This is a genomic window from Kocuria rhizosphaericola, assembly GCF_044462205.1.
In the GTDB taxonomy this organism is placed as follows: domain Bacteria; phylum Actinomycetota; class Actinomycetes; order Actinomycetales; family Micrococcaceae; genus Kocuria; species Kocuria rhizosphaericola.
Window position 1 is genome coordinate 48,667 of record NZ_JBISWK010000035.1, and the last position, 17,778, is coordinate 66,444.

The following is a 17,778-nucleotide window of genomic DNA, read 5'->3' on the forward strand; positions in this document are numbered from 1 at the left end:
ACACCATGAATCCCGCCACCCCCGAGCCCACGACGGCCGTTCGCGCGAGCAGCGACGCGAAGACCACGGACGCCCGGGCCGTCGCCGCGCGCGAGCAGGCCTCGGCGGAGCCGGCCGTGCTGGCGCGCCTGGCGGCCGCCGGAGTGGCCGCCGACTCCTCGCCGCGCCGGCTGGCCGAGTACGCCTACGACGCCTCCAACTACCGGGTGGCGCCCCTGGCCGTCGTGTTCCCGCGCACCGTGCAGGACGTGCTGGCGGCGGTGGTGGCGTGCCGGGAGACCGGCACGCCGCTGATCGGCCGCGGCGGGGGCACGTCCATGGCCGGCAACGCCGTGGGCCCCGGGGTGGTGCTGGACTTCTCCCGCCACATGAACCGCATCCGCGCCATCGACGAGGCCGCGGGCACTGTCGACGTGGACCCGGGGGTGGTCCTCTCGGATCTCACCCGGGAGGTGGAGCGGGCCACCGGCGACCGCTCCACCTTCGCCCCGGACCCCTCCTCGAAGAACCGTGCGACCGTGGGCGGGGCCATCGGCAACGACGCGTGCGGCAACCACTCCGTGCGCTACGGCCGCACCTCCGACCACGTGGCGGAGATCGACGTCGTCACCACCGACGGGGCCCGGCTCACCGCCACGACCACGCAGCTGCGCGCCACCGACCCGCAGGACGCGTTCTCCGCCGCCCGTGCGGCGGAGCTGACGGCGTCGCTGACGCAGCTGGCGCGGGAGAACCTGGCCGCCTTCCGGGTGGAGCTGGGCCGGATCCAGCGCCAGGTCTCCGGGTACCACTTGGAGAACCTGCTGCCCGAGAAGAAGTTCAACGTGGCACGGGCCCTCGTGGGGTCGGAGGGCACCTGCGCCGTCGTCGTCGGGGCTCGGATGAAGCTCGTCCCCAAGCCCGCCAGCGCGCTGCTGGTGTGCCTGGGCTACGAGGACGTCGTGGAGGCCGCCCGGGACATCACCACCGTCCTGGAGTTCTCGCCGGCGGCCGTGGAGGGCACGGACGAGGCCATCGTGGAGACCATGAGGTTCCGCCGTGGGGCGGACTCCGTGCTGGGCCTGCCCGCCGGACGGGCCTGGTTGTTCGTGGACCTGGACGGCGACGAGCCCGAGGCGGTGGCCGCCGAGGCCGACCGCCTGCTCGCGCGGCTGGCGGGCAACGGCCGGGTCGTGGAGGGCCGGGCCGTACCGGACCTCGTGGAGCGCGCCTCGCTGTGGCGCGTGCGCGAGGACGGCGCGGGCCTGTCCTCCCGGCTGGCCGGCGGCGGGGAGTCCTGGCCCGGCTGGGAGGACTCGGCCGTGGCCCCGGAGGACCTCGCGGACTACCTGGCGGACCTGCGCGTCCTGATGGCCGAGCACGGGCTCGACGGCGTCATGTACGGCCACTTCGGTGCCGGGTGCATGCACATCCGCATCACCTTCGACCTGCGCACCGAGGCCGGGCGGGAGGTGTTCCGCCGCTTCACCCGCGAGGCCGCCGAGCTCGTGGTCCGCCACGGCGGGTCGCTGTCCGGCGAGCACGGGGACGGGCGCGCACGCTCGGAGCTGCTGCCGATCATGTACTCCCCGGCGGTGCTCACGGCCTTCACCCGGTACCGCCGGCTGTGGGACCCCTCAGGGATCCTCAACCCCGGTTCGATGACGGACCCCGACCCCCTGGACGCCCACCTGGCGCTGGAGGGCATCCCGGCGCGGGAATGGCGCACGAGCTTCGACCTGCGCCCGGTCGGCAGCCACGGCGGCGGCTCCCTGGCGGAGACGGACGATGCGGCCACCGCCTCCGGCGCGGGCACCGACCCGTGGGTCCACGCCGTCCAGGGCTGCATCGGCGTCGGCCGCTGCCGCGCGGACACCGGCGGGGTCATGTGCCCCAGCTACCGGGCCACCCGGGACGAGAAGGACTCCACCCGCGGCCGGGCCCGTGTGCTCCAGGACATGGTCCGCGGCGCGGCCGGCGTGCGGGAGGGCTGGCGCTCGGAGGAGGTGCGCGAGGCCCTGGACCTGTGCCTCTCCTGCAAGGCCTGTTCCACCGACTGCCCGGCCGGCGTGGACATGGCCACCTACAAGTCCGAGTTCTTCGACCACTACTACCGGGGCCGGCTCCGACCGATCTCGCACTTCTCGCTGGGCTGGCTGCCGCGCTGGCTCGAGCTCACCGGGCGGATCGCCCCGCTGGTCAACGCGGTGCTGGCCACGCCCCTGGGCAAGGTCGCCGCCGCGCTGGGCGGGCTGACCACCCGGCGCTCCCTGCCGCGCTTCGCCGGGGCGGGGGAGTGGCGCCGCGAGGTCGCCGCCGCACGGGGCGCCGGGACGGAGCCGGGGACCGCGCTGCTGTTCGTCGACACCTTCACCCGGGGATTCCGCCCCGAGGTGGCCGGTGCAGCCCTGCGCGTCCTCGCCGACTCCGGGGAGACCGTGGAGTGCTCCCCGGACGCCTGCTGCGGGCTCACGTGGATCTCCACCGGTCAGCTCGGCACCGCGAAGAAGCTGCTCTCCCGGGCCGCGGAGACGCTCGACGACGGCACGGACCGTCCGATCGTGGTCGTGGAACCCAGCTGCGCCGCGGCCCTGCGGAAGGACCTGCCCGAGCTCGTCCCCACGGAACAGGCACGGCGGGTCGCGGCTCGCGTCCGCAGTTTCGCGGCGCACACGGCCGAGCGGGCCGCGGGCGGGTGGACCCCGTCCCCGGCCCGCCCCGTGCCCGAGCAGGTGGTGCTGCAGACCCACTGCCACGAGTACTCGGCGTTCGGCGCAGGCGGCCAGCGGGCCGCCCTGAGGGCCGCGGGCGTGGCCGACGTGGTGGACGCCACCGGATGCTGCGGCGTGGCCGGCAACTTCGGGTTCGAGCGGCAGCACTTCGAGGTCAGCATGCAGGTCGCCGAGAACGCCCTGGCACCCGCCCTGCGCGGCACGGGTGCCGGGACCGCGGTGCTCACCGACGGCTTCTCCTGCGCCATGCAGGTCGACCAGCTCGACGCCACCAGACCGGGTCTGCACCTGGCCCAGATCCTGGACCCGGGCCCGCCGCAGCCGGCCGCCCTCGACCGAACCCGTTCCACGACCCCGAAAGAGGACACCCCATGACCACCAACGTCAACGCCTCTCGCACCTCCCAGAAGGCCCTCGACGCCGTCGGCAAGGTCAGCACCGGCCTCTACATCGACGGCCAGTGGTGCGAGGCCGCCTCCGGCAAGCGCTTCGACGTCGTCAACCCTGCCACCGAGGAGGTCGTCGCCACGGTCGCCGACGGCGGCACCGAGGACGCCCAGCGCGCCATCGAGACGGCCGGCCGCGTCCAGAAGGACTGGGCGGGGACCCCGCCCCGGGCGCGCAGCGAGATCCTGCGCCGCGCGTACGACATCATCATGGAGCGCCAGGACGAGCTGGCCCTCGTCATGACCACGGAGATGGGCAAGCCCTTCGCCGAGGCGAAGGGCGAGGTGGCCTACGCGGCCGAGTTCTTCCGCTGGTTCTCCGAGGAGGCCGTGCGCATCGGCGGCGACCAGACCACCACGGGCGACGGCAAGAACCGCATCCTCGTCTCCAAGGAGCCGGTGGGCCCGTGTGTGCTGGTCACCCCGTGGAACTTCCCGCTGGCCATGGGCACCCGCAAGATCGGCCCGGCCATCGCCGCCGGCTGCACCATGGTGTTCAAGCCCGCGAACCTCACCCCGCTGTCCTCCCTCGCCCTGGTGGACATCCTCGTGGAGGCCGGCCTTCCCGAGGGCGTGCTGAACGTGGTGTGCACCTCCAAGGCCTCCGCCGTGGTCGGGCCGTGGATGTCCAGCGGCATCGCCCGCAAGATCAGCTTCACCGGCTCCACCGAGGTGGGCGTGCGCCTGCTCGAGCAGGCAGCCCAGCACGTCATGCGCTCCTCCATGGAGCTCGGGGGCAACGCGCCGTTCGTCGTCTTCGAGGACGCCGACCTGGACCGCGCGGTCGAGGGCGCCGTCGCCGCGAAGATGCGCAACATGGGCGAGGCCTGCACCGCCGCCAACCGCCTGTTCGTGCAGCGCTCGATCGCGGACGAGTTCTCCGAGCGGCTCGCCGCGCGCCTGGGCTCGCTGTCCGTCGGCGACGGCGCGGAGGACGGCACCGACGTCGGTCCCCTCGTCGAGGAGAAGGCGCTGGCCAAGGTGCAGGAGCTGGTGGACGACGCGGTGTCCAAGGGGGCCACGGTCGTCTGCGGCGGCTCCCGTCCGGACCGGCCCGGCTACTTCTACAGCCCGACCGTCCTGTCCGACGTGGACGCGTCCGCCCAGCTGATGAACGAGGAGATCTTCGGCCCCGTGGCCCCCGTGATCCCCTTCGACACGGAGGAGGAGGTCGTCCGGCTGGCCAACGACACCCCCTGGGGCCTGGTGGGCTATCTGTTCACCCAGGACATCGACCGCGGCTTCCGGGTGGGCGACGCCCTCGAGGTCGGCATGCTCGGGCTCAACACCGGCATCGTCTCCAACCCGGCGGCGCCGTTCGGAGGGGTCAAGGCCTCCGGACTCGGCCGTGAAGGCGGCCGCGTGGGCATCGAGGAGTTCCTCGAGTACAAGTACATGGCCGTTCCCCGCGGCTGACCCGCCGGCCCGGTGCGCCGGGCCCCGACGTGCGAGAGCCCTTCGCCCGGCCGTTCTGGCCGGGCGAAGGGCTCTCACACGTTCGCGCAGGCCTGGGCGCGTTCCTGCTCGTCCCGTGCTCGCCGCTCATCCCTCCGGAGGGGCCAGGCGGCCGATGGCATCCTCCATGTGGTCCAGGAGCAGCTGGTCGGCGCTCTCGACGTCGGCCCGACCGATCGCCTCGGCGATGTCCCGGTGCTCGTCCAGGCGGAACCAGTGCGACGTGTACTTCGTCTCCAGCGCGGTGATGCACATGCGGGTCTCCACCATGAGCGTGGTGTGCATCCGCGCCAGCCGGCGGCTGCCGGCGAGGGCCACGAGCAGCGCGTGGAACTCCACGTCGGCCTCCGTGAGCGCGTCCGTGTCGTTCTGCGCGACGGCCGCCGCCATCGTCTGCACCACCTCGAGGAGCCGTTCACCGGCGTGTTCCGCGTGGACCTGGATGGCCCGTGCCGCAGCGGCGCGTTCTACGGCCGTGCGCGCCAGGTACATGTCCCGCACGTCGTCGTCCGTGACCTCGATGACGAACACGCCCCGGTTCCGGATGCTGACCAGCAGGCCTTCCTGGGCGAGCCGCTGCATGGCCTCGCGCAAGGGTCCCCGGCTCACGCCCAGGCGGCGGCTGAGCTCGGCCTCGTTCAGCTGCTGCCCCGGCGCCAGGTCCCCCTCGCCGATGGCCCGGCGCAGCTGACGCGCGATGAGTGCCGGCGTGGTCTCCTGGACCACCGGTTGCAGAATGGGGCTGGTCATGGTGCCTCCGGACGTGAGGGCGGTGCTCGATGAAATGATTGTGGACAATCATACCGCGAGGAAACGGAATCCTGGCATGTCGCCGGGATGTTCCGCGAGACCCCGCGCCGAGTCCCCGGCCGGAATCTCTTCCCGGACGGTGTTGCCGTGGCCCGCATCACGTGTTTCGAGTCCTTTTGTCGAAAGTCCTGCGCAAGGACTTTCCGCTGGCTTCGACAGTCAGGAAGATCGCACTGCGCATCACCGGCCTGGGAGCCACCCCTGTGGCCTCGCTCTTCACCGAGGACGAGATCCGGGCGTTCGGCGGACGCCGCGGCATGGTCAGCATCCTGCGCGAGGTCGACACCGACGAAGGCGTGATCGGACCCGGTGGGGCTGCCGCGCATCCGTCGGCCGACATCGTGCTGGCCGTGATCCAGTCGATCGGGCCGCTGGCGGTCGGAGGGAACCCGTTCACCATCGAGCGGATCATGAAGCGGGTCGACATCATCGGCACCCGGCACCATGTCGAGGCCACCAGCCCGGCGATCGCAGCGGTCGAGATGGCCTGCTGGGACATCGTGGGCAAGCTCAGCGGCCAGCCCCTGGCCAACCTGGTCGGCGGCGAGGTGCGCGACGAGGTCGAGTTCTTCTGCTGTCTCAGCCACCAGCCGGCCTCCGACGTGGCCGCCGACGCCGCCAAGGGCTGCGCCGAGGGCTTCCGGACCTTCTGCCTCACGGTCGGCTCGGGTGAGCCGTCGCAGGACATCGAGCGGGTGGGGGCGATCCGCTCCGCGACGGGCCCGGACGCGAAGATCCGGGTGGACGCCAACGAGGCCTCCTGGACCCGGGACGACCAGCTGGAGCTGATCGAGGCCGGGGCCGCGGATGTGGTCTCGGTGGACAACCGGATGGACAGGGGCCCGGCGACGACATGCGCCGAGCCGCGAGACCTCCCGATGACCGCCGACCCACCGCGGCGTGTTGCCCGGATCACATCGACACCATATGCTCGTTGTAGACAATCGTACGAAGGGAGGGGGATCTGCCATGTTCGTCACGGCGCTTCACCGCGTGCCCGCCCCGGGCCGCCCGCGATCCGCGGATCCCGTGGCCGGAGGTGCTTGACGTGGCCGCCCCGTCGCCGGGCCTCGCACCCGGTCCCGCGCCGGTGACCTCCGGGGGCCCGCGCCCCCGGCTGCCCTCGGTCGCCACGACAGGACTGGAGGCGGTCAAGGACGCCCTGCGACCCGGAGTCCTCAACGGTGACGTCTGCGCGGCGTGGCAGGCCGTCATCGATCGCGGCCCGGATCATGGGGACTGCCCCAGGCACCACTGCGGGTACGCGGTCGGCATCGGCTTCCCCCCGAGCCGGGTCGGCGGCGCAGGGGTCGCCGTGCTGGTCCGGCCGCCCATCAACAGGAGGAAAGAGAATGACTGATCTGACAGACCTCACCGCACTGGAGCTGCTGGACGGGTACCGCCGCGGCGACATCTCGCCCGTCGACGCCACGCGTGACGCGCTCAAGGCCGTCGAGGAGCACGACGGCGCGGTGAACGCCTTCGTCGTCGTGGACCCCGAACAGGCCATGCGGGCGGCGGCCGACTCGGAGCGGCGCTGGCGCACCGGGCAGGTGCTGGGTCCGGGCGACGGCGTTCCCACCTCCATCAAGGACATCTTCTACACCCGGGGCTGGCCGACCCTCCGTGGCACGCGGCTCATCGACGAGGACCGCGTCTGGGAGGAGGACGCTCCCTGCGTGGCCCGGCTGCGCGAGACCGGTGCCGTGCTCATCGGCAAGACGACCACGCCGGAGTTCGCCTGGAAGGGGGTCACGGACTCCCTCCGCCACGGCTCGACCGGCAATCCCCGGGACGCCCGCCTGACCTCGGGCGGATCCAGCGGAGGCAGCGCGACCGCCGTGGGGATGGGCATGGGGCCCTGGGCCGTCGGCACCGACGGCGGCGGCTCCGTCCGCATCCCCGCGGCCTTCACCGGCACGGTCGCGATCAAGCCGACCTACGGTCTCGTGCCGATGTTCCCGGCCAGTCCCTTCGGGACGCTCGCGCACGCCGGGCCCATGACCCGCACCGTGGCCGACGCCGCGCTGATGCTCGACGTGATCACGCGCTTCGACTCGCGTGACTGGTCGGCCCTGCCGACACCCACGTGGTCCTTCCTGGACGGGCTCGACGACGGGGTCCGCGGCCTGCGCATCGCCTTCTCGCCCACGCTCGGGTTCGGGCAGAACGACCCGGAGGTCGAGCGGCTCGTCCGTGCGGCCGCCGAGCGGTTCCAGGACCTCGGAGCCGAGGTGGAGGAGGTGGACCCGGGCATCGAGGACCCGGTCGAGGCGTTCCACACCCTGTGGTTCGCCGGCGCGGCCAAGGTGCTGGAGGGCTACGGTCCCACGGCGATGGAGCGGGCCGATCCCGGTCTGCGCCGGAGCATCGAGGAGCAGGGCGAGATCAGCGCCTCGGGCTTCCTCGACGCCACCGCCGTGCGGATGGACCTCGGGGTGACCATGGGTCGCTTCCACGAGACCTACGACCTGCTGCTCACTCCCACGCTGCCGATCCCTGCGTTCCCGCGCGACCGTGACGCGCCGGAGGGATGGCACTCCCCGGACTGGACCAGCTGGACGCCGTACACCTACCCGTTCAACATGACCCAGCAGCCCGCGATCAGTGTCCCGTGCGGCTTCACGGAGGCAGGCCTGCCGGCCGGCCTCCAGATCGTCGGGCCCCGCCACGCGGACCGCACGGTGCTCCGCGCCGGCCAGGCCTACGAGCAGGCGGTCGACTGGGGAACCCGGCGTCCGGCGCGCGCGGTGGCCGGCCACGGCTGACCACTGGAGCGGGGCCACGACGGACCCTGTGCGCGACCACCACCACGAATCCGGTCGATTCGTCGTCAACCGCGCGTTCGGGTTCCTGCGTCGGAGGCGGGGCCGACAGACCCCGGGGCGCCGGACGACGCACCGTGCCGAGGCCTCCTCGGCCTCGTGGGTCTCCACCTGCGGTGCCGGCCGGCCGGGACCCCGATCTCCGAGGAGCTCGGGCAGACGGGCAGGACCGAGGGCAACGTGTGGACCGAGCTCAAGGACCTGGTCACGCACTACTGGCGTCCGATGCTCACCCTGTCGGGTCTTGTGATCGCCCTGGACGCGGCGAACTGCACGCTGCTGAGCCCCGTGCCCACCTGCCTGGAGGGAAAGGTCGGCATGGGTAGCAGAGGGTCCTGACCGTCATGTTCCCCACCCAGGTGCGCTCGGCCGGGTCCGCGATCACCTGCAGCATCTCGACGTCGATCTTCGGCGCCGCCGCGCCCCTGGTGAACGAGGGGCCCATCGAGACCACAGGCAACCCCCTGGTGCCGGCTCTCCCCATGATGGTCGGTCGGGTCGTGGGCCTGATCGCGGTGGGCTTCATGAATGAGACCGTCGGCGCGTCCCTGCGCGGTACCGAGATCCCCGGGACGGAGCCGCACGACGACGCCAGGGGCTCCGGGATCAGCCCCCGAGCAGGCGCAGCGCGGTCAGGGCGTAGGCGCGCGCGGCGAGCACCAGCTCGTCCACGCCCACGGACTCGTCGACCTGGTGGGCCTGGTCGTTGAGCCCGCCGGGGCCCATGACCACCGTGGGGACGCCGTGGTCCCGGGCGATGAAGCCGCCGTCGCAGGCGGCGGTCCAGCCGCCCACGGACGCCGGACCGCCGAGCTCGGCGACGGCGCCGTGCACGGTGGTGACCAGAGGGTGGTCGAGGTCCGTGCGGAACCCCGGCATGGCCATGGTGACCTCGACGTCCACGGAGATGCCGTCCCCGGGAATGCCGGCCGCGTCCACGTCCGCCAGCAGCTCCGCGGCGAGCCGGTGCGGGTCCTCGCCCGGCATCAGTCTGCGGTCGAGCCACACGCGGCAGGAGGGCGCGACCATCGAGGGGGTGCGTCCGCCCTCGATCCGCCCGACGTTCCAGCTCCCGGCGCCCAGCAGGGGATCGAGGTCCCGCTGCCGGCGCGCGTGGTCGGCGCGGACGATCTCGAGCACCCGGGCCGCGGCGTCGATGGCGTTGCGCCCGTCCGCGGGCCGCCCGGAGTGTGCCGGCACCCCGGTGACGGCGAGCTCCAGGTAGGCGTCGCCCCGGCACGCCACCACCGTCTGGAGGTCCGTGGGCTCGGCGACCACGCAGGCACGGAAGTCCCGGCCGAGCCCCTGCCGCGTCAGGTGCCGGATCCCGAGGCCCAGGTCCTCCTCGTCCACGGTGCTGGCCAGCCGCACGGGGCCGCTCAGCGGCGCACCGGAGCGGCGCAGGGCGTCCATGGCCACGAGCACGGCCGCGAGACCGCCCTTCATGTCGGTGGACCCCCGCCCGTAGAGCCGGCCGTCCTCGACGACGGAGCGGAACGGTTCCCGGTTCCAGCCGGGCCCGGCGGGCACCACGTCGGAGTGCCCGAGGAAGAGCAGGCCGGGACCGTCCCCGACGGGCCCGCCGGGGACCAGTTCCACGTCCACGTTCGGCCGGCCCGGGGCGGCGGGGTCGGTGCGGACCTCGAGCCCGCGGGCGCGGCCGGCCCGCTCCAGGACCTGGACGGTGCGCTCCTCGGTGCCGCCGGGGTTCTCCCCACCGGCGTCGACGAGGGCGCAGGTCAGTGCCACGACCTCGTCCGGGGCGACGAGACCGAGGACGGCGTGCTCGAGCTCATGGGCAGTCTGCATGGCTCCTCCCGGACCGGGCTCCGCCCGCGTCGTCGATCAGCGGTCGAGCTCCTCGCGGGCGATGTCCAGGGCGCGCGCCAGTCGCTGCACGCCGACCTCCGTGCGCTCCGGGGTGGTCGAGGCGAAGCAGAGCCGGAAGGCGTCCTCGAAACGGCCCGAGGGGGACAGCGACGCGCCCGGGATGAAGGCGACGCCCTCGGCGAGGGCGATCTCGAACAGCCGCGAGGTGGAGACGCGGGAGTCTTCGCCCTGGAGGGTCACCCAGAGGAAGAACCCGCCCTCGGGGTCCGTGGTGGTCACCCGGGAGCCCAGGTTCCGGGCGATCGAGGCGTCCATCGCCTCCTTGCGCCGACGGTACTCGGTGCGCAGCCCGGTCAGGTGGTCGTCGTAGCCGCCCTGGCGCACGAACCGCTCCACGATGTGCTGGCTGGGCACGTTCGTGCACGTGTCCATGGCCTGCTTGCCGGCGATGAGCAGCTTGCGCAGCTTCGGGTCCGCGTCCACCCAGCCCACGCGCAGTCCGGGGGCGAGCACCTTGGAGAACGTGCGCACCGAGTACACCAGGGGATCGTCCGGGCTGATGGCGCGGAAACCGGGCACGTCGGTGCCGGCGAAGCGCAGGCCGCCGTACGGGTCGTCGTCGAGCACGACCGACCCCCACCGGTGCGCCAGCTCCAGGATGCGGATCCTGCGGGCCTCGCTGAGGGTGGTGCCGGAGGGGTTCTGGAAGTTCGGGATGGTGTAGATGACCCGCGGGACCCTGCCGGACTCGGCCACCAGGGTCTCCAGTGCGTCCACGTCCATGCCGTCCTCGTCCATCGGGACCTCCAGGATGTCGGCGCCGTAGCTCAGGGCGGTGCCCGAGCCGTTGGTGTACGTGGGGCTCTCGACCACCACGAGGTCCCCGGGGTCCACGAACAGCTTGAACGCCAGGTCGAGGCCCTGCATGCCGCCCGAGGTGATGACGAGGCGCTCGGGGCGGGTGGGCTCGGGCGTGGTGGAGTGGTGCTCCACGACCGTCTCGATCAGCCCGGGCTCTCCCTCAGTGGCACCGTAGGTGAAGGAACTGTCGTCGAGGACCTCGCCGGCGATGCGGCGGAACTCGGCCGTGGGGATCACCTCGGCGGCGGGGGCGCCCATCGCGAAGCGGACGATGTCGTGGCTCTGGGCGGCCAGCAGCGAGGTGGAGGAGTCGATGACGGAGCCGACGAGCCCGTCGGCCCGTCGCGCCAGGGGCAGCAGGCCCTGGGCCGGGTCCCCGCTGATCCCGCGGGTGGGTTTGACGGCGAGGTTCTCGACTGTGGTGAGGTGTGCGGTGGTTGTCGTCATGGGTCTCTCACTTCCTGATGATTGCGCGGGGGAACGAGGTGAAGGTCTCCACACCGGTGCGCGTGACGCGCACCGACTCGGAGACCTCGTACCCGTAACCGGTCATCCACATGCCGCAGATGACGTGGAAGGTCATGTTCTCGGCCAGCACGGACTCGTCCTCGGTGCGGATGCTGATGGTGCGCTCGCCCCAGTCCGGGGGGTAGCCGATGCCGATGGAGTAGCCGAGCCGGCTGTGCTTCTCGAGTCCGTGCTTGGCGAGCGACCAGTTCCAGGCGCTGGCCAGTTCCCGGACCGGCACGCCCTCAGCCATGGTGTCGAGCACGGCCTGCAGGCCCTCGGCCACGGCCGCCTCCAGGCGCAGCAGCTCGCCCGAGGGGGGGCCCAGCATCACCGTGCGGGCCAGGGGGGCGTGGTACCGGCGGTGCGCGCCGGACAGCTCCACGACCACGGCGTCGCCCTCCCGGAGGATGCGGTCGGACCACGTCAGGTGGGGAGTGTCGGCGGAGGCGCCCGTCGGCAGCATGGGCACGATCGCCGGGAAGTCGCCCCACGCGTCGTCGACTCCTTCGGCCTGGGCCCGGGCGATCTGGGCCGCCACCCGGTTCTGGGGCACGCCGGGCTCGATCGCGTCGATCGCGGCCTGCATCGCCACCGTGGTGACCCGGGCCGCGGTGCGCATGTACTGGATCTCGGCGTCCGATTTCACGGCACGTGCCCAGTTCACGAGTTCGAACGAGTCGACGAGCGTCCACTCCGGCAGCGCGTTGACCAGCGATCGGTACCCCTTGGGCGAGAAGAAGTGGGATTCCATCTCGAGTCCCACGCAGCCCGTGGCGGCCGGGGCGATCCGTCCCCGGCGGCGCAGGTCGAAGGACACCCAGTCGAAGGGGTGCAGGTGGGGGCGGTGCACGTAGCGCTCGGGATAGCCCACGACCTGCTCCGGGGGCAGCCAGCTCGTGCGGAAGGCTCCGTGGGCGTCTATCTCGCGCAGGTAGAGGAGCATTTCGCCCCGCTCCGGCACGAAGAGCATCTGCGGGGTGTAGAACGACCAGGCGTCGTAGCCGGTGAGGTAGAAGATGTTCGCCGGATCCGTCACGACCAGCGCCCTGAGGCCCTGGAAGTCCATCTTCCGGCGCACGGCCTGCAGTCGGCGGTCGTACTCCGCCGGGGAGAACAGCGCGGGGCGTGTGTCCGGGGTCGCGGAGCACACAGCGAGGCGGGGCTCCGCCGGGTCCGCGGGCTGGGTGTTCGGCAACGAAGTGGTCATGTTTCATGATGGAAAGCGAATTGCAGATTGTCAACAATACGCCGGGGGCGTACGGTGGCGACATGAGCCGCGCGCGGCGGCGGTGACGCCGCTGGACCGCACGGAGGCCCGCGGCCACGAGAGGAGAGCACAGACCATGCGCGTCGCAGTTCCCCGAGAGATCAAGCCTGCCGAGCTGCGGGTCGGTCTCGTGCCCGCCGGAGTGACCCAGCTCGTGCGGGACGGCCACGAGGTGTTCGTGGAGACCGGCGCGGGGGAGGGGTCCGGGTTCGACGACGACGCCTACGCCTCCGCGGGGGCCGAGGTGGTCGACCGGTCCACGGTGTGGGACCGGGCGGAGCTGCTGGTCAAGGTGAAGGAGCCGGTGGCCGAGGAGTACGAGTACCTGCGCCCCGACCTCACGCTCTTCGCCTATCTGCACCTGGCCGCCGATCGGCCGCTGACCGAGGCCCTGCTCGGGGCGGGCACCACCGCGGTGGCCTTCGAGACAGTGCGCTCCGGCCGCATGCTGCCCCTGCTCCAGCCCATGTCCGAGATTGCGGGACGGCTCGCCGCGCAGTCCGCCGCCCACCACCTGCAGTCCAACGCCGGCGGCCCCGGTCTGCTGATGGGCGGGGTCCCCGGCGTCGCCGCGGCCAAGGTCGTGGTGATCGGCGGCGGGGCCGTGGGCACCCAGGCCGCGCTGATGGCCTCGGGCCTGATGGCCGACGTCACGGTGCTGGACGCCAACGGCGCGCGGATCCGCGAGCTCACCGACCTGCTCGGGCACCGGGCCCGCGTGCTCATGAGCGACGAGCACGTGCTCGAGGAGGAGATCTCCGGCGCGGACGTGGTGATCGGGGCGGTGCTCGTCCCAGGGGCGGCCGCGCCCAAGCTGGTGCGCCGCGAGCACCTCGGGGTGCTGCACGACCACGCCCTGCTCGTGGACGTCGCCATCGACCAGGGCGGGTGCTTCGAGACCTCCCGTCCGACCACCTACGACGACCCCACGTTCGAGGTGGACGGCATCACCCACTACTGCGTGGCGAACATGCCCGGCGCGGTGCCGCGCACCGCGACCCGGGCCCTCGCCAACGCCACCACGCCCTATCTGCGGCGCCTGGCGCAGGGTCCGGAGCAGGCCCTGGCCGCCGACCCGGAGTTCGCGGCCGGGCTCAACACGGCCGCCGGGAGCATCCGGCACGCCGGGGTGGCGGACGCCTTCGCGGACCTGCCGGCGCAGCTGGCCTGACCCGTCGGCGGGAGTCCGCGGGTCGGCGTCGGCGACGGGCCCGTCCCGATCCGTTCGTGGCGGAAAGCGCAATGCGGCAGGAGTCCAGGGTCACAACAGTGCGTGCGCGCCGGCCCGGCTGGAGAATGGACATCAGAACTGGGCCCCGCGAGGTGTGTCCCGCGCGGAAGGTGGTGTTGTCCCATGGCCGAGGTGTTCCGCCACGACCTCACCGTCTCGGACCCGGAGGTGCTGCCCGCCCTGGGGGAGCGGACCGGCATGCGATTCGGCTACAGCTCCACTGATCCGGACTTCTCCTACCGGCTGTCCCGGGCCGGGGACGAGCGGGTCGCGGTGTCGGCGGTGCATGTGGGCGGCACGATGTCCCTGTGGGGGGACACCGGAGCGTTCACGGTGGCCAACGTGCGGGGGGTCCGGTACGACTGGCAGGTCCGCGAGGAGACCGGTGCTGCGGCAGCAGGCTCCTCGGTGCTGTTCCGCCCCGAGTACTCGTCCCTCGTGGTGGCCCAGGACGTGGACGTCACCATGGCCCATCTGCCGGTGGAGCTGGTGCAGGCCACGGCCGACACCGTCTACGGCACCGAGACCGCGGTGGGCTTCACGTCCTCCGCACCGGTCAGCGCCAGGCTGGGCCAGTACTGGTCGGCTCTGGCCCGCTATGGGGCCGGCGTCGTGGCCTCGGAGGCCTTCGCCGAGCCGCTGGTGCGCGCCGAGCTCACGCGCCACCTCGCTGTGGGGCTGCTCGAGTGCTTCCCGCTGGTCGGGGACCGCGAGGAGCGGTATCTGTCCATGGAGGCCCAGGCTCACCGGTACCGGGTGGCGGTGCAGTTCTTCGACGACCACGCCGCGGCCCCGGTCACCGTCGAGGACGCCGCCCGTGCGGCGGGAACGACCACGAGGGCCCTGGTGCAGGCGTTCCGCGCCAACCACCCGCTGGGGCTGACCCCTGCCCAGTACCTGCGACGGATCCGCCTGGACGCCGCTCACCGGGACCTGCGGGAAGCCGATCCCCGTGCCGGGAACACCGTGAAGGAGATCGCTTCCCGTTGGGGCTTCACCCACGCGGGCCGCTTCGCCCAGTACTACCGGCAGGCCTTCGGGGTGCCTCCGCACCACACCCTCCACCGCTGACGACCCCTGCGGGGCCGGGGTCGGCAGGATCACCGATGTGCAGGAACCCGTGATCGCCCCGCTGGCCCGGGGAGCAGCGCCGCCGTGCCGATGTGCATCGCCGTGGTCGCCTCCGCCGTCCTGGCCGCGGTCTCCTTCGGCCTTCCTCGCGTGCGGACCCGCCACCACGGAGGTCGGTCCCGGGGAGCCGTTGTGGCTCGTCGGGCGCCCGTTGCACGTCCCGCGGGGTGTCAGTCCGGGGCCGGGCCGTCCGTCGTGAGCAGGCGGAGCAGCCGCTCCAGCTCGGCCCGGTCCTCCGGCTCCAGCCGGGCGAAGTACTCGTCGGACTCCCGGCGCCGGTCCTCCCGGACGCGCCCGCGCAGGGCGGTGCCTCGTGGTGTCAGCGCCACCAGCGTGGCGCGCCGGTCGGAGGGGTCCGGAACCCGTTCCACGAGCCCCTTCTGCTCGAGCAGGTCCACCACCTCCGTGGCGGACCGGGGGGCGATGCGCAGGGCGTCGGCGAGGTCCTTCACGCGCAGACTGCCGGACCCGCCGTCCTGGCGGCAGGCCCCGGCCCGGTGGTGCGGATGTCCCTGCGCCCCGGTGCGCCCGGCCAGGGCGTCGAGCGCCCGGAACTGGTGCGGGGTCAGCCCGAAGGGGGCCAGCTGCTCGGCCCACCGGCGGCGCAGCCGGCGGAAGACGGCGTGCAGCAGGTCCCCCAGGCGGGCCGGATCGGGATCGTCGTGCGGCATGGCGCCATCCTAACCCCATTGCGGGGTACCTCATAGAGAGGTAACCTCCTTGATATTCCCCGAGGAGGACCCCATGACGACGACCCACCGCACCGCGCGCGTCCGCACCCCGGCGCACGACGGCGGAGGCGTCCCGGCCGAGGCGCCGGGCGGCCTGCCCGGTCCCGGCGGTGGCGGCGGTGGTGGGGGAGGCGGCCGTCCCGCCCGCCTGGACCCCGCGGACCGGAAGCAGCTCGCCCGTCACCCCGTCAGCCCGCGCAGGATCGCGGCGCTCTTCGCCCCGCACCGGGGCACGATCGCGCTCGTCGTCCTGCTCATCACCGCGTCCTCGGTCGTCAACCTCGCCCAGCCGTTCCTGATCCGCGGCATCATCGACGACGCCCTGCCGAACGGCGACACCCGCCTGCTGCTGGTGCTCACTGCCTCGATGGTGGGGGTCGCGGCGGTGACCTCCGTGATCGGCGTGGTCCAGACCTGGATGGCCACCGCGATGGGTCAGCGGGTCATGCACGCGCTGCGCGTGGAGCTCTTCACCCACCTGCAGGCGCAGTCCCTGGGCTTCTTCACCCGGACCCGGGGCGGGGAGGTGCAGTCGCGGCTCACGCACGACATCGCCGGGATGCAGTCCGTGGTCACCAGCTCCGCCACGGGGGTGGCCTCCAACCTCACGACCGCCGTGGCGACCGCCGTGGCCATGGTGGCGCTGTCCCCGGCGATGAGCCTCATCTCCCTGCTGGTGCTGCCGCCGGCCGTCTGGCTCTCCCGCCGCGTGGCGCTGATCCGCCGGGACGTCACCGACGAGCGACAGCGGGAGCTCGCCGCGCTCCACACCCAGGTCGAGGAGGGCCTGTCCGTCTCGGGGGTCCGGCTCGCCAAGACCCTGGGGACCACGGGGCGGGACGCGGCGCGCTTCACCGAGCGCTCCGACCGGCTCGTGGGCCTGGAGCTGCGCAGCCAGCTGGCCGGGCGCTGGCGGATGGCCACCATGCAGATCGTCTTCGCCGCGATCCCGGCCGTGATCTACCTGGCCGCCGGCTTCCCGGCCACCGGCGGCGGGATGACCATCGGCACCCTGGTGGCCTTCACCGCCCTGCAGGGGGCCGTCTTCCGGCCCGTGATGGGTCTGCTGAACATCGGCGTGCAGTGGGTGTCCGCGCTGGCCTTCTTCAGCCGGATCTTCGAGTACCTCGACCTCGAGCCGCAGATCGCCCCGCCCGCCGCTCCCGTCCGCCTGGACCCGGCCACCGTGCGCGGGGAGGTCCGGTTCGAGGGCGTGCGCTACGCCTACGAGGGCGGGGCCGACGTCCTGCGCGACGTCGACCTGGTGCTGCCGGCCGGCACCACCACGGCGGTCGTCGGGCCCACCGGCTCGGGGAAGAGCACCCTCGGCTCGCTGCTGCCGCGGCTCAACGACGTCGCCGGGGGCCGGGTGACGATCGACGGCGTCGACGTGCGGGACGTCGATCCGGCGGACCTCGCGCGGATCGTGGGGGTCGTCTCCCAGGAGACCTACCTGGTCCACGCCACGGTGCGCGAGAACCTCCTGCTCGCGGATCCGGACGCCTCCGAGGCCGAGCTGTGGCGCGCCCTGGGCGCCGCGCGCATCGCCGACGCCGTCGCCGGGCTGCCGGACGGGCTGGACACCGTGGTCGGCGCCCGGGGCCACCGCTTCTCCGGCGGGGAGCAGCAGCGCCTGGCCATCGCGCGGACCGTGCTGCGCAATCCGCCCGTGCTGGTCCTCGACGAGGCGACCAGCGCGCTGGACAACACCACCGAGGCGCAGGTCCAGGAGGCCCTCGACCGGCTGGCCGTCGACCGCACCACCCTGACGATCGCCCACCGGCTCTCCACGGTCGAGAACGCCGACCAGGTGGTGGTGGTCGCGGACGGCCGCATCGTCGAGCGGGGCGCGCCGGGGGAGCTGCGCGGGGCCGGCGGCCCGTACGCCCTCCTGGCTGCACGGACGGGCCGGGGCCACGCCGCCGCCCCGGTCGGTCACCACGCCACCGCCTCCTGACCCGCGGCAGCCC

The 17,778-nt window shown here is 73.0% G+C and carries 13 protein-coding genes; 8 read left to right on the forward strand and 5 right to left on the reverse strand.

The window, feature by feature from the left end:
• The first annotated feature begins 5 nt into the window (after window positions 1–5).
• Together ACH9D2_RS04035 and ACH9D2_RS04040 are read left to right on the forward strand one after the other, a co-directional pair.
• Window positions 6–3,086: an FAD-linked oxidase C-terminal domain-containing protein gene (locus ACH9D2_RS04035; RefSeq protein ID WP_396361466.1), complete on the forward strand. Its 3,081-nt coding sequence runs from the start codon at window positions 6–8 to the stop codon at window positions 3,084–3,086.
• A complete protein-coding gene (locus ACH9D2_RS04040; RefSeq protein WP_396361467.1) occupies window positions 3,083–4,573 on the forward strand; it encodes an NAD-dependent succinate-semialdehyde dehydrogenase in 1,491 nt (496 codons plus the stop codon). Before ACH9D2_RS04035 ends, ACH9D2_RS04040 begins: the two co-directional genes overlap by 4 nt.
• Before the next feature lie 126 nt (window positions 4,574–4,699).
• Here the strand turns inward: ACH9D2_RS04040 and ACH9D2_RS04045 are convergent, their stop codons facing one another.
• On the reverse strand, window positions 4,700–5,362 hold the full coding sequence (locus ACH9D2_RS04045; protein ID WP_396361468.1) for a GntR family transcriptional regulator: 663 nt from the start codon (window positions 5,360–5,362) through the stop codon (window positions 4,700–4,702).
• Window positions 5,363–5,625: 263 nt separating this feature from the next.
• Between ACH9D2_RS04045 and ACH9D2_RS04050 the strand changes: the two genes are divergently transcribed.
• From ACH9D2_RS04050 to ACH9D2_RS04060, 3 genes are all read left to right on the forward strand, one after another.
• Window positions 5,626–6,516, forward strand: coding sequence for an enolase C-terminal domain-like protein (locus ACH9D2_RS04050; RefSeq protein WP_396361469.1), 891 nt, complete (start codon window positions 5,626–5,628; stop codon window positions 6,514–6,516).
• Window positions 6,517–6,774: 258 nt separating this feature from the next.
• Window positions 6,775–8,190, forward strand: a complete 1,416-nt coding sequence (locus ACH9D2_RS04055; protein ID WP_396361470.1) for an amidase — start codon at window positions 6,775–6,777, stop codon at window positions 8,188–8,190.
• 156 nt (window positions 8,191–8,346) lie between these two features.
• Window positions 8,347–8,586: a hypothetical protein gene (locus ACH9D2_RS04060; RefSeq protein WP_396361471.1), complete on the forward strand. Its 240-nt coding sequence runs from the start codon at window positions 8,347–8,349 to the stop codon at window positions 8,584–8,586.
• Window positions 8,587–8,853: 267 nt separating this feature from the next.
• Here the strand turns inward: ACH9D2_RS04060 and ACH9D2_RS04065 are convergent, their stop codons facing one another.
• Genes ACH9D2_RS04065 through ACH9D2_RS04075 form a run of 3 tightly spaced genes read right to left on the reverse strand, consistent with a single transcriptional unit; the run spans window position 8,854 to window position 12,655 of the window.
• Window positions 8,854–10,056, reverse strand: coding sequence for a M20 family metallopeptidase (locus ACH9D2_RS04065; RefSeq protein WP_396361472.1), 1,203 nt, complete (start codon window positions 10,054–10,056; stop codon window positions 8,854–8,856).
• Window positions 10,057–10,092: 36 nt separating this feature from the next.
• Window positions 10,093–11,385, reverse strand: coding sequence for an aminotransferase-like domain-containing protein (locus tag ACH9D2_RS04070; protein WP_396361473.1), 1,293 nt, complete (start codon window positions 11,383–11,385; stop codon window positions 10,093–10,095).
• 7 nt (window positions 11,386–11,392) lie between these two features.
• Entirely contained in the window at window positions 11,393–12,655 is a 1,263-nt protein-coding gene (locus ACH9D2_RS04075; RefSeq protein WP_396361474.1) for a M24 family metallopeptidase, read from the reverse strand.
• A gap of 136 nt (window positions 12,656–12,791) precedes the next feature.
• On the opposite strand from ACH9D2_RS04075, the gene ald reads away from it, so the two are divergent.
• Entirely contained in the window at window positions 12,792–13,886 is a 1,095-nt protein-coding gene (gene ald / locus ACH9D2_RS04080) for an alanine dehydrogenase (protein WP_396361475.1), read from the forward strand.
• 183 nt (window positions 13,887–14,069) lie between these two features.
• A complete protein-coding gene (locus ACH9D2_RS04085; protein WP_396361476.1) occupies window positions 14,070–15,017 on the forward strand; it encodes a helix-turn-helix domain-containing protein in 948 nt (315 codons plus the stop codon).
• Window positions 15,018–15,247: 230 nt separating this feature from the next.
• Here ACH9D2_RS04085 and ACH9D2_RS04090 read toward each other — a convergent pair whose 3' ends face one another.
• Window positions 15,248–15,748 carry a MarR family transcriptional regulator gene (locus tag ACH9D2_RS04090; protein WP_396361477.1) on the reverse strand — a complete coding sequence of 167 codons (501 nt, stop codon included), beginning with the start codon at window positions 15,746–15,748 and terminating at the stop codon, window positions 15,248–15,250.
• 73 nt (window positions 15,749–15,821) lie between these two features.
• Between ACH9D2_RS04090 and ACH9D2_RS04095 the strand changes: the two genes are divergently transcribed.
• Window positions 15,822–17,765: an ABC transporter transmembrane domain-containing protein gene (locus tag ACH9D2_RS04095; RefSeq protein WP_396361478.1), complete on the forward strand. Its 1,944-nt coding sequence runs from the start codon at window positions 15,822–15,824 to the stop codon at window positions 17,763–17,765.
• The last annotated feature ends 13 nt before the right edge of the window (window positions 17,766–17,778 follow it).

Bases quoted from the DNA above. Each gene is read 5' to 3' on its own strand.
- ACH9D2_RS04035 (WP_396361466.1), top strand. From the start codon at position 6: ATGAATCCCGCCACCCCCGAGCCCACGACGGCCGTTCGCGCGAGCAGC.
- ACH9D2_RS04040 (WP_396361467.1), top strand. From the start codon at position 3,083: ATGACCACCAACGTCAACGCCTCTCGCACCTCCCAGAAGGCCCTCGAC.
- ACH9D2_RS04045 (WP_396361468.1), bottom strand. From the start codon at position 5,362: ATGACCAGCCCCATTCTGCAACCGGTGGTCCAGGAGACCACGCCGGCA.
- ACH9D2_RS04055 (WP_396361470.1), top strand. From the start codon at position 6,775: ATGACTGATCTGACAGACCTCACCGCACTGGAGCTGCTGGACGGGTAC.
- ACH9D2_RS04065 (WP_396361472.1), bottom strand. From the start codon at position 10,056: ATGCAGACTGCCCATGAGCTCGAGCACGCCGTCCTCGGTCTCGTCGCC.
- ACH9D2_RS04070 (WP_396361473.1), bottom strand. From the start codon at position 11,385: ATGACGACAACCACCGCACACCTCACCACAGTCGAGAACCTCGCCGTC.
- ACH9D2_RS04075 (WP_396361474.1), bottom strand. From the start codon at position 12,655: ATGACCACTTCGTTGCCGAACACCCAGCCCGCGGACCCGGCGGAGCCC.
- ald (WP_396361475.1), top strand. From the start codon at position 12,792: ATGCGCGTCGCAGTTCCCCGAGAGATCAAGCCTGCCGAGCTGCGGGTC.
- ACH9D2_RS04085 (WP_396361476.1), top strand. From the start codon at position 14,070: ATGGCCGAGGTGTTCCGCCACGACCTCACCGTCTCGGACCCGGAGGTG.
- ACH9D2_RS04090 (WP_396361477.1), bottom strand. From the start codon at position 15,748: ATGCCGCACGACGATCCCGATCCGGCCCGCCTGGGGGACCTGCTGCAC.
- ACH9D2_RS04095 (WP_396361478.1), top strand. From the start codon at position 15,822: ATGACGACGACCCACCGCACCGCGCGCGTCCGCACCCCGGCGCACGAC.